This is a genomic window from Polaribacter sp. Hel1_85 (assembly GCF_000766795.1).
Classification (GTDB): domain Bacteria; phylum Bacteroidota; class Bacteroidia; order Flavobacteriales; family Flavobacteriaceae; genus Polaribacter.
The window spans coordinates 881,716-893,467 of sequence record NZ_JPDS01000002.1; the positions used below are offsets into that span (position 1 = coordinate 881,716).

Below are 11,752 nucleotides of genomic sequence, written 5' to 3' on the forward strand. Positions count from 1 at the left end.
ACCTAGCCTTTCTTTTTATCAGAAAAATAATCTCTGACTTTCTTTTTATAATTTTGCTGCAAAGGTAATGATTGTCTGTTTAATATCTCTGTTTGATTGTAAAACTGCTTTTTAAATTGAATTGCTTTTATATTTCGCTTCTCAAACTCTTTTTGATTCGTATTGGATTTACGCTTTTTATCTTTTCCTTGCTCTAAAGCAGCCTTATCTAATTTTAATAATTCGTAGTTTAGGTTTTTCATTTTTTGAAGTGTACCTGCATTAAAACCTTTTTCTAAAATTTCATTTTCTAAGTCTTCCATTTTCTTTAAAGCTTTTCTTGCTTCAGAATTTACTCCATTACCACCACTCTCAGATTGTTTAATTTGGTTTTGTAATTCTTGTCTTAATAAACTTTGTTGTTTATAAATTTCATAAATTTCTCCATCTAAATCGTCATTAGATTCTCCTTCTCCACTTCCATTTTTATTTCCGTTTTTACCTGGTTTTTCTCCTTTGCCTTTTTCTCCACCCTTACCTTTCTCTCCAGGTTTTCCTTTTTCACCGGGTTTTTTACCTTTTTTATCACCAGGTTTTTGTCCAGTTTTCATTCCTTTCTCCATTTTTTTAGACAGCTCTCCTTGTTTCTTAATTAAGTCTGGCAAACTAAAACCCTTTCCTTTTCCTTTCTTCCCTTTCCCCATTTTCATGGACATCGCATTTTTCATGCTATTTAAAATGTTACTTAAATAATCTGCTAAATTGTTAACAGAAGTCATCACATAACGTTGATTTGAAACTCCGTTTGAAAAACGATTCTCAGAAAAATTATCTAAAGAAGAATCAAGGTTGTAATGAGTTGTAGATAAATCGTCTTTTATTTTTGCAGAGATTTTAGGCAACCTCATTGATAGAACATATAAACTATCATCTATATGTTCGAAATAAGTTTTTAATTGATTTTGGCTTTTTAAATCTTTTCCAAAGTCTGGGTGAGAGGTTGAAGTCTCTTCAAACTTATGCATTAAGTTTTCTTGTTTGAAAGAAAAAATGACTAGATTTTCTAAAATTTTACGCAAATCATCCATGTTTTCTTCCATAGATTCACCTTGCATTTCCATCATAGATTTTTGCATTTTGGCACTCATTTCTTTCATTTTCTTAGAAGACTTTTTCTGATTTTGTTTAGCATCAGAACTATTTTCTTTAGAAAGATTTTCTTCAGATTTCTTTAACTCAGAATCAACATCTTCTTTTTCATCTTCCACATCTGGAAGCTCCATTGGTTCTTTAAGTTTTTCATTATCTTTATTAAGCTCTTCTAATTCTTTTTTAATTTCATCAAACGCCTTTTTAATTTGTTTTTGAGCTTCTAAATCATCTTCTTTTTTATTCGATAAATCTTCTTGCTTTTTTGCAAGTTTTTCAATTTTATCTGCAATTTGCATTGTTTTTTGCTCAACATAAAAACGTTTTGTTAATTCTAAAATACGTTCTAAACTTCTTTCTTGTTGTTTATTTTGTTGTGCTAATTCTTTGGCTTTTTTAACTAAATCTTCTTTGTTTAGTTTTTCTGCCATTTTCTGAATTTCATCTAACAATTTTTGTTGCTTCTCTAACTTCTTAAGTTCTTCTATTCGTTTTTTTAATTCATCTTTTTTATTCTGAAGATCTTCATTTGTTTCTTTCTTTTCTTCTAAATTTTCTTGCAACTTATCTGTTTGACGTTGCATCATTTTATTATAATTATTCTGACGCTCTACAAACTTCTGAATCTTCTTTTTATCATTCCAATTTATCTTCTTCTTACCTTGTAAATCTTTCTGAACTTTTTCTAACTCCTTATTTTGTTTCTGTTGTTTCTGAATAGAGTTTTCAATATTATTAATGGTATTTCTTTGTTCTTGCAACAACTCCTCCTCTACTTCTTCTGTAGTTTTTTGACGATAATTAAAAACTTTACTTTTTGCTTTCTTACTTCCGTTTACAACATCATTGTCAAAAACCTGAAAAAACAATTCGTAATTAATACCTTTTGTAAGATTTAAACCATCAGGAAATTGATAAAAGAAAGTTTGAATATTTTCTTTGGTAATTTGTAAATCGAAAGTTTGTTGTGCTTGCGGATTTGCATCATCATAATAAACAATCTGTAATTTTCTAATTCCATTATCATCAGAAATCTGACCAGCAAATTGTGCTGTTCCACGAGAAATGCTATCAATATTAGATTGCACAGAAATTAATGGAGTTTCATCTTTTATAACATCAACAGAAAATTGTAAGTTTTCAAAATCTTTTAAATTTTTGTTTGATGATGCTATTTGATAATTAATGGCATTCTGAATTCTTTTAGAATATTTAAAATTATTATCAGAAATCAATTCAAAGAAAGCTCTTTTATTATTATTGATAAAAGCCAAAGAATCTGTTTGATTCGCATTTACATTCCAAGTAATTCTTGTTCCTTCTGGCACAACTATATTTCCAGAATTTTTAATTGTTTCATTTCTTTTCCCTAAATATCTAGGATAATTAATGTCTAAAGAAATATTATTAATTGTAGGTGTTTTTATAACTTCTATTGTATAATCTTGAGATTGAATTCCGTTTGCTTCTATGTAAAAATCGATAGGATTTTGAACGTCAGAAAATGTATAAGAAAAAGTTCCATTTCCGTTATTTTGAAGAAAATATTGTTGATTATCAAATTGGATTTTAGCTTCACTTGGCAACATATTTCCAACAGTGTTTACCAAAATTGTAAGTGGTTTTCCTTGAATTACTTTTAGAGAAGTATTTTCTATTGAAAATAAAAATGGCGCAGGCGGATTATAGGTAGTTCTGTGATTTACAACACGTTCTAAACTTTGAGTAAGTGCACTATTAGTACCTGTAAATAAAGTAATTAGCCAAATTAAAACAGGAATTATTGTATATTTTAAGTATTTAGTATTCTTTTTAAAATCTACAGCTTTAACAAAAGGAATGGGTTGTAATTCTGCTGCTTTTTGATCGATACTGGCTAATAATAAATCAGATTGATTTGCATTTTGTTTTAATTGTAAAACATTCAATAATTTATCTTGAACTTCAGGAAAATGGCTTCCAATAATTTTAGAAGATTGTTCAAAAGAAATTCCTTTTCTTAAACCAATCAATTTAAAAATAGGAATAAAAATAAATCGAATTAATAGAAACAATTCAACAATCAAAAACAACCAAAATAGAATAGTTCTTGCTGTTGGTTTTAACCATAAAAAGTATTCTAAAAACAACGTAAAAAATAAGTACAAACATCCTAAAGAAAGAAATAATATTCCTCCTTTTATCAATTCACTTGTATAATACTTACGTGAAAATTGATGTAATTTTTGCTCAATACTTTTAAATCCACTCATAATTAACTTTTAAAAATACTATTTTTACATTGATACACAATCAAATAATTGTTAAAACGATTTTTGTAAGTAATTCTATATTTCTTCAACTAAGTTAAAAAATTAAAAAAAATGAAACAAATAGCGAGTTTTCTAATTCTATTGGTAAGTATTTCTGCATTTTCTCAAGGACCTTGGACACAAGAAAAAGGGAAATTTTATACACAATTTTCGTTTTCTACAATACCAAGTTATGATGAATTATTTGGTGATCCTGATTATAATCCACAGAGAAATATTACAGATAATACATTTCAATTTTATGGAGAATATGGTATTTCAAATAAAACAACTTTACTTATCAATGTTCCATTAAAAATGATAAAAACAGGTGATTTAATTCCATTTTTTGCACCAGCAATACCAAATCCAAATTATAAAATATATAATTCTGATAAAGAAATTTCTTTAGGAAATATCGAAATTGGAATAAAACACAACTTTTATAAAAAAGATTGGTTGCTTTCTGGTCAGTTTTCTATAGAAACAAACACAAGTACTTTTGATGTAAATTCTGGTATAAGAACCGGTTATGATGCTTTTACTTTTACACCTCTTTTTATAGCAGGAAAAAGTTTTAATAAAGGATATTTGCAAACATTTATTGGATCTAAAATTAGGACTAACAACTACTCTTCTAACTTTAAAATTGGTGGAGAATACGGAACAAAAATTACTAAAAATATTTGGTTGGTTGGTTTTGTAGATATTGAAAAATCTTTTAAAAATGGTAATATTAATTTACCTGCTTCAAATTTAGCAACAGGTTTATATGTTAACGACCAAGAATATGGTGTTGTTGGTGTAAAAGCAATTGGAGAATTCTCTGATAATTTTGGAATGACAGCTAGTTTACCAGCTGCTTTTTTTGGAAATAATGTTGCTAAACAAGTAGCATTATCTGTTGGAATTTATAAGAAGTTTTAGGTTAATTCTATATCAACATCTATTTCTTGAATTCCATGAATTTCTTTATCAAATTTAATTTTATTGGTATACTTTTGATTATATAAATTTAAAACCTCATCAATCTCTTTTTTCTTGTTTTCAATAAAATTTAATTGAGTTTTATGATTATTAATGTTGTTTATAGATTTTTTAAGATAATAATATCCTGTTACTAAAATGATAAAGGAAACTGTAGTTGTATATTCTGCTGATTTGAGTGAAGTTCTAAAACCATTGTTAAGAAAATAATCAAAAACAAAATAGCCAACAACCAACAAGAAGACTCCTATAATACTTCCTGAAATAAAATTTTTATAAACCTTCTTTTTAGATAGTTTTAAATCTTCATATTCAATAAGAATATCTTCTAAAGTATTTAATAACTTCTCATCAAAATTTATTCTAACACAAGTTCTATTAAACTCAGGTTTTTTATTCGTTAATCCACATAAATCACCATCTTTTAAACTTAATTTTTGATGATCACATAAGTCACAATGCTTTTTCATTTTCATCTTATAAAAATACATAAAAACTAAGTTTTTCTATGTGTCTAAGTGATCAACATACTACAAAAACAATAATTTAAAAATTGATGGCGAACTTTTTATATAAAAACTATCTTTGCAGCAACAGAAAAAGATTTTACTAGAAAAGTAAAATAGTCTGTCATTTCGACTGAAATGGAGAAATCTAAAATAATAGATTTTTCGACTTCATTTCATTCCGCTAAAAATGACATTAAATTTAGAAATACAGAATTAAAAAATATAAAAAATGGAATCTAATGTTCGCGTTCGTTTTGCACCAAGTCCTACAGGGCCTTTACATATTGGAGGTGTAAGAACAGCTTTATACAATTATTTATTTGCTAAAAAATATAACGGAACTTTTGTCTTAAGAATAGAAGACACAGACCAAACACGTTATGTTGCAAATGCAGAACAATATATTATAGGCGCTTTAGAATGGTGTAATATTCCTTTTGATGAAGGTCCAGGAAAAAACGAAAAATTTGGTCCTTACAGACAATCAGAACGTAAAGAATTATACAAACAATATGCAGATCAGTTAATAAAAACAGGTTGGGCATATTATGCTTTTGACACTGCAGAGCAGTTAGATGGTTATAGAAAAGGTCATGAAGCAGAAGGAAAAACGTTTATCTATAATTGGCATAACAGAGAAAAAGGACGTTTGGTAAACTCTTTGGTTTTAACTGAAGAAGAAGTACAAGCTAAAATTAATGCTGGCGAAAATTATGTAATTCGTTTTAAAACTCCACAAGATGAGCTTTTAAGAATGAATGATGAAATTCGTGGAGATATTAAAATTGATACCAATACTTTAGATGATAAAATTTTATTTAAAGGAGACGGAATGCCAACGTATCATTTAGCAAATATTGTAGATGATCATTTAATGGAAATTACCCACGTAATTCGTGGTGAAGAATGGTTACCATCAATGGCATTACATGTTTTATTATATAGATCATTTGGTTGGAATGCTCCAAAATTTGCACATTTACCATTAATTTTAAAACCTGTTGGAAAAGGAAAATTAAGTAAAAGAGATGGAGATAAGTTAGGTTTTCCAGTATTTCCTTTAGAATATACAAACGAAGTTTCTGGCGATGTTTCTCGTGGTTATAAAGAAGATGGTTATTTTTCTGATGCTTTTATAAACATGTTAGCTTTCTTAGGATGGAATCCAGGAACAGAACAAGAAATATTCTCTTTAGAAAACTTAATTGAGTCTTTCGATTTAAAAAGAGTGAGTAAATCTGGAGCAAAATTTAGTCCAGATAAAGCAAAATGGTTTAATCAACAATATATGCAGACAAAGTCTGATGTTGAATTAACAGATTTATACTTACCTATTCTATCAGAAAAAGGAATTACAAAAGACAAAGAATTTGTTTTAAAAGTAGTTGCTGCCATAAAAGAAAGAGCTGTTTTTGTAAATGATTTTTGGGGTTTATCTAGTTTCTTTTTCGAAACTCCAACAGAATATGATGCAAAAGCTTCTAAGAAAAACTGGAAAGAAGGAACTCCAGATTTAATGAATGAATTAATTACCGTAATTTCATCAATCAAAGACTTTTCTTCAGAAAATACAGAGAAAGAAGTTAAAGAATGGATTTCTGGCAAGGAAATTGGTTTTGGTAAAGTAATGCAACCTTTAAGATTGTCTTTAGTTGGTAAATTAGCAGGTCCTCATTTATTTGATATTATTACTATGATTGGTAAAGATGAGACAATTAAAAGGTTAGAAAACGCAGTTTCTAAATTATAAATTATGAAAAAATATATCTTACTTATTATTCTATTTTGTGGTTTTACAGCCCAAGCTCAATATGGTTATGGAAATGGTACTAGACAACGCCAAAGACAAATGCCTCAAGCGCAACAAGAAGCTCCAGAACCTGATTTTCCGATAGAAAAATATTTAGGAATTGTTAATTATGATATTAAAAAAGCTGCAAAAAAAACGAGTATTAAATTGTCTTCTAAAAAAGGAATAGAGTTTTCTAAAATACTAACCACTTATAATAAAGACATAAAAGACATTATTAGAATTAATAGTTTTTTAATAAGAAGCACAAAAGATATGGTTGATAATTTTCAGAAATTAGCTATGAAAAGTGGTGATTTTTCAAATCAAACGAAAGTTCAAAAGAAAATGGTTGAAAACTTAAAACCTATATCTCTCACATTAAAAGAAGAAGATGTTAAATTATATGCTGCAATGAAAGAGTTACTTTCTGAAAAACAATATAAAAAGTGGCTTAAGTACAATAAAAAAAGGCACACGTTCTTCAAAAAAGAAGAATAAACTACACTACAATATAAATTAAAAACCCTGTAAAATATATTTTTACAGGGTTTTTTCATTTTAAAATGTAACATTTTTATTAAAAACCGTCTAATAAATAACTACTAAAATTCAGTATCTTTACTTAATTCAATTATTAATTTAAAAAATTTAACTATGTTACCTGTAATTCCTATTCTTATTGTATTTGCTGTATTGGTTGTTTTTGCATCTTTTTTTATGGTAAAACAACAAACTGCTGCTATTATTGAACGTTTTGGAAAATTTCAAATTATTCGTCATTCTGGACTTCAAATGAAAATTCCTTTTGTTGATAGAGTTGCAGGAAAATTGAGTTTAAAAATTCAACAATTAGATGTAATTATTGAAACAAAAACACTTGATGATGTATTTGTAAAGTTAAAAGTTTCTGTACAGTACAAAGTAATTAGGGAAAAAGTATATGATTCTTTTTATAAGCTAGATTATCCTCATGAGCAAATTACTTCATACGTATTTGATGTTGTAAGAGCAGAAGTGCCAAAAATGAAATTAGATGACGTTTTTGTAAAAAAAGATGATATTGCTATTGCTGTAAAAACAGAATTAAATGATGCAATGTCTGATTATGGATTTGATATTATTAAAACCTTAGTTACAGATATAGATCCAGATGGACAAGTAAAAGAAGCTATGAATAGAATTAATGCTTCAGAACGTGAAAAAGTTGCTGCACAATATGAAGGTGATGCACAACGTATTTTAATTGTAGAACGTGCAAAAGCAGAAGCAGAAAGCAAGCGTTTACAAGGACAAGGTATTGCAGATCAAAGACGTGAAATTGCACGTGGTTTAGAAGAATCTGTAGATGTTTTAAATAGAGTTGGTATTAATAGTCAAGAAGCTTCTGCTTTAATTGTTGTAACACAGCACTATGATACTTTGCAATCTATTGGTAGTGAAACCAATAGTAATTTAATTTTATTACCAAACTCACCACAAGCCGGTAGTACAATGTTAAATGATATGGTTGCTAGTTTTACAGCAAGTAACCAAATAGGAGAAGCTATGAAAAAAGCACAACCTAAAAAGAAAAAAGAATAAATTTTTATTTTAAAAAATTTAACCTCACCTTTTGTTTTATTATGTAAACAAAAGGTAATTTTTTTATATTCTAATTTAAAAAACCTTAAAATAAGGGGAGTTTTATTATTTTTAAAGAAAAATTAATAGAAAAAGATTAAAAATGATTGCTAAAAAATGGCTTAGAAAACCTTATTTTTTTTATATATCGCCAAAAGTTCATATCACTTTAGCATTAGTAATTGGGCTTTTTATATTTATGTTTCTTTATATTTTTCAGCCATTTGGAATGTCTGATTTAGAAAATAATCTATTTTTATATTGCCTTGGTTTTGGGTTTATTACCTTCATAGTTCAATCTTCTCTTTTTATTATTTTACCTCTTGTTTTTAAAGATTATTTTAAAAATGAAAACTGGACAATTGGTAGAAATATATTTTTCCTTGTAATTTTAATTACTTCTATTAGCACTTGTAATTGGTTTTATAATACATTAGTTCAAAATACCGAAAATTGGAGAATGCTAACTTTAAAAGAAATTTTTAGTTACACTTTTTCAATTTCAATTTTTCCTATTTTAATTTATACTTTCTTTAGTGAAAAAGTATATCGACATAAAAGGGAAAAGGTGTCTAAAGATATTATGAAACGTAAAGTTTCATCTAATATAGAAAAACTAAATAAAGAAATTACACTATATGGAGATAATCAAAAAGACAAACTAACTTTTAGTATTCATAATTTAGTTTATATTACTTCTCAAGGAAATTATGTGAGTTTTTATCTATATTTAAATGGTAAATTGAAAGAAAAAATTTTAAGAAATACCTTAAAAAGTATAGCAGATAAACTTAAAAATACTGCCTACATTTATAGGTGTCATAAATCTTATATCATTAATTCTATTTTTATGGATGCTATTTCTGGAAACGCTAGAGGTTATTTTTTGGAATCTGAATTATTATCAAAACAAATTCCTATTTCTAGAAGTTTTAAAAAAGATAATCTTAAAAATTTAATCCGTTGATTTTAAAAATTTAAATTTCTATGAAAAAGATTATTTCTTGGCTTTCTATACCTTATTATTTTAACCCTTCTATTAGTTTTAAGTTTAAATTTAGTGTTTCTATAGGGTTATTTGTTTTTCTTTTTCTATACATTTTTAAACCTTTTTATTTAATGTCTTTAGAAGGGATTATTTTACAATATACTTTTGGAATAGGCCTTGTTACTTTTATTGGTGTTTTCTTTTTTTTATATGTACCTGCCTTAATTTTTAAAAATTATTTTAATGAAGATAACTGGACAATTGGTAGAAATATTTTTCTAATAATAATTGGTATACTCTTTACAGGTATTGTTATTTGGAGTTTAGGAAACATCTATAAAAGTCAGTATAATATTAAAAATATAAGTTTAATAAGGTTTCTTTTTTACACTTATTTAGTTGGAACATTACCTGTAGTTTTCTTTATTTTTATAAATGAGAAAAATGTTAGAGAAAAAAGAGAGAAAAGAGCAAATGCAATAAATACATATAATAAAGAAAAAAGAGAGGTTTATTTAAAAAAATTACCTTCAAAAATTAAATTTTTTTCAGAAAACAAAAAAGAAAATATCTCTTTTTCTATTGATGATTTAGTTTATATAACATCACAAGGAAACTATGCTAGTTTCTTTATAAAAAAGGAAACTGATATTAAAGAAAAAATTTTAAGAGTTACCTTAACTAAAATAGAAGAAAAACTAAAAGAATATCCTAATGTGTTTCGTTGTCATAAATCTTATATTATTAATTCTAATTTTATAAATGATATTAGTGGTAATGCAAGAGGATATTTATTAAAATCAAATTTCATTTCAACAGATATACCTGTGTCAAGAAGTTTTTCTAAACAATCTTTACAAAAATTAATAAAATAATCATTCCCGTTTATCCCAAATACCCCAAAATCCTTCCTGTTTACAACAAAATTTTAAAAATTCAATAATTCAAAAGTATATTTGTAGTAATAATTCAATTAAAATTTTTGGGGGATTATTTTAATTTGAAAAAGAAAAAGCTCAATTTGTATATACAAATTGAGCTTTTATATTTTTAAAAGTAATCTTATTACTTCTTATCTTCTATTTTTTCTTCTGGTTCTTCTTCTTTAGCAGCATTTTTAAACTCTTTAATACCACTTCCTAAACCTCTCATTAATTCAGGAATTTTTCTTCCACCAAATAACAAAAGAATCACCACAACAATAATAATAATTTGTGGTCCACCAATCATTCCAAAATATATAGCTAAACTGTTCATTTTATTTTATTTTAATCCTACAAAGATACAAAAAAGGTTATTACAGTAACTTACTAATTCCTTTTTTGAATAATACCACCTATTACTTTTTTATCTTTTACAACTTCAGGATTTCCTTTGTAAAAAATAGAGCCTCCAAAACTTACTTTTGCATTTAAAGTTTGTCCTGCTAAAATTTCTGCTTTTGCTCCTGTTCCTGCTTTTACATTAGAATTATTTGTTGTTTTCATTGCAAAACCATTATAAATACCATATAAATCTACATCTACTTCTTGGTTTTCTGTAGTACCAGAAAGTTTAATAATTCCGCCAGAAGAAGTTCTAACTTTAAGATATTTTACTTTAGTAGTTAAATTAATAAAAGCTCTTTCTTGAGCATTTACTTCTAATTTTTCTTGATTAACATCTTTACCTGTTATAGTAGCACCTTCATTACCATCAATAATAGCAATGTTTTTATTGTAATATAACTTTATTAAAACTTTACCATCTGCAGCATTATCTGCTGGTTTTAAAGAAAAAGGTAATGATAATTTTAAGGTGTTATTTACATTCTTAATTTTTACCATTTCAGATTTTTCACCAGTAATTTCAAGCTGCTGAATATCAGATTTAATTAACTCTACCTCTATTCCATTATAAACTTTTAAAGTATCATAATCACCTAAGTTCTTTATCACTTTTGTTTGTGCAACCAATGTAAAACAGAACATTAGTGTGTATATAAAAACTATTTTTTTCATCATTTTAAAATTTGATTATAATACTTAAATCAACAAGTATACCATTATAAGGACTTTTTTAACCTTTTATTGTGGCAAATATTAAATTTTATTGTTAAAAAATTTAATATTATTTCACTTTTACAGCTGTACCTGTAATAGAAACTAATAAAGTTGCTGAATTTGCAAGTGGTTCTACATCTAGCTGAATACCCACAACTGCATTTGCGCCTAGTTTTGTAGCATTCTCTTTTAAATTCTGAAAAGCTTGTTCTTTTAATGCTTCTAAACCTTCTGCATACATTTTGTAATATTTAGAAGTACTAAACATATCTTTAAAAGACATACTTTTTCCTTTAGATGAATAACTGGTGTTATATGCTGTACCTGTTACAATTCCTAAATAATCTACTATTTTAAAGTTTTCGATATTATTTGTGGTTGTTAAAATCATATTT

11 protein-coding genes are annotated in these 11,752 nt (G+C 26.5%); 6 read left to right on the forward strand and 5 right to left on the reverse strand.

The annotated features are described in order from the left end of the window. Positions 1 to 2: 2 nt before the first annotated feature. A complete protein-coding gene (locus PHEL85_RS10920) occupies positions 3 to 3,380 on the reverse strand; it encodes a DUF4175 family protein (RefSeq protein WP_036824971.1) in 3,378 nt (1,125 codons plus the stop codon). Between the two features lie 111 nt (positions 3,381 to 3,491). Here PHEL85_RS10920 and PHEL85_RS10925 point away from each other — a divergent pair, with 111 nt between their 5' ends. After that, positions 3,492 to 4,346 carry a hypothetical protein gene (locus PHEL85_RS10925; RefSeq protein WP_036824973.1) on the forward strand — a complete coding sequence of 285 codons (855 nt, stop codon included), beginning with the start codon at positions 3,492 to 3,494 and terminating at the stop codon, positions 4,344 to 4,346. Here PHEL85_RS10925 and PHEL85_RS10930 read toward each other — a convergent pair. Next, on the reverse strand, positions 4,343 to 4,876 hold the full coding sequence (locus tag PHEL85_RS10930; protein ID WP_156109191.1) for a hypothetical protein: 534 nt from the start codon (positions 4,874 to 4,876) through the stop codon (positions 4,343 to 4,345). The genes PHEL85_RS10925 and PHEL85_RS10930 overlap by 4 nt on opposite strands. Positions 4,877 to 5,144: 268 nt before the next feature. Here PHEL85_RS10930 and gltX point away from each other — a divergent pair, with 268 nt between their 5' ends. The 5 genes from gltX to PHEL85_RS10955 all read left to right on the forward strand — a co-directional run bounded on the left by gltX (position 5,145) and on the right by PHEL85_RS10955 (position 10,190). Further along, positions 5,145 to 6,665 carry a glutamate--tRNA ligase gene (gene gltX, locus PHEL85_RS10935; RefSeq protein ID WP_036824977.1) on the forward strand — a complete coding sequence of 507 codons (1,521 nt, stop codon included), beginning with the start codon at positions 5,145 to 5,147 and terminating at the stop codon, positions 6,663 to 6,665. Between the two features lie 3 nt (positions 6,666 to 6,668). Beyond that, positions 6,669 to 7,205 carry a hypothetical protein gene (locus tag PHEL85_RS10940; protein WP_036824979.1) on the forward strand — a complete coding sequence of 179 codons (537 nt, stop codon included), beginning with the start codon at positions 6,669 to 6,671 and terminating at the stop codon, positions 7,203 to 7,205. A gap of 156 nt (positions 7,206 to 7,361) precedes the next feature. Then, positions 7,362 to 8,288, forward strand: a complete 927-nt coding sequence (locus tag PHEL85_RS10945; protein WP_036824980.1) for an SPFH domain-containing protein — start codon at positions 7,362 to 7,364, stop codon at positions 8,286 to 8,288. A gap of 142 nt (positions 8,289 to 8,430) precedes the next feature. Then, complete coding sequence (locus PHEL85_RS10950; protein ID WP_036824982.1) at positions 8,431 to 9,294, forward strand: LytTR family DNA-binding domain-containing protein; 864 nt, start codon at positions 8,431 to 8,433, stop codon at positions 9,292 to 9,294. A 20-nt stretch (positions 9,295 to 9,314) separates the two neighbouring features. Beyond that, positions 9,315 to 10,190 carry a LytR/AlgR family response regulator transcription factor gene (locus PHEL85_RS10955; RefSeq protein WP_036824984.1) on the forward strand — a complete coding sequence of 292 codons (876 nt, stop codon included), beginning with the start codon at positions 9,315 to 9,317 and terminating at the stop codon, positions 10,188 to 10,190. Between the two features lie 190 nt (positions 10,191 to 10,380). Here PHEL85_RS10955 and tatA read toward each other — a convergent pair whose 3' ends face one another. The 3 genes from tatA to PHEL85_RS10970 form a co-directional block, all read right to left on the reverse strand. Further along, positions 10,381 to 10,572, reverse strand: a complete 192-nt coding sequence (tatA, locus tag PHEL85_RS10960; protein ID WP_036824985.1) for a twin-arginine translocase TatA/TatE family subunit — start codon at positions 10,570 to 10,572, stop codon at positions 10,381 to 10,383. A gap of 53 nt (positions 10,573 to 10,625) precedes the next feature. After that, entirely contained in the window at positions 10,626 to 11,315 is a 690-nt protein-coding gene (locus tag PHEL85_RS10965; RefSeq protein WP_036824986.1) for a head GIN domain-containing protein, read from the reverse strand. Between the two features lie 109 nt (positions 11,316 to 11,424). After that, positions 11,425 to 11,748, reverse strand: coding sequence for a YbjQ family protein (locus PHEL85_RS10970; protein WP_036824988.1), 324 nt, complete (start codon positions 11,746 to 11,748; stop codon positions 11,425 to 11,427). Between the last annotated feature and the right edge of the window lie 4 nt (positions 11,749 to 11,752).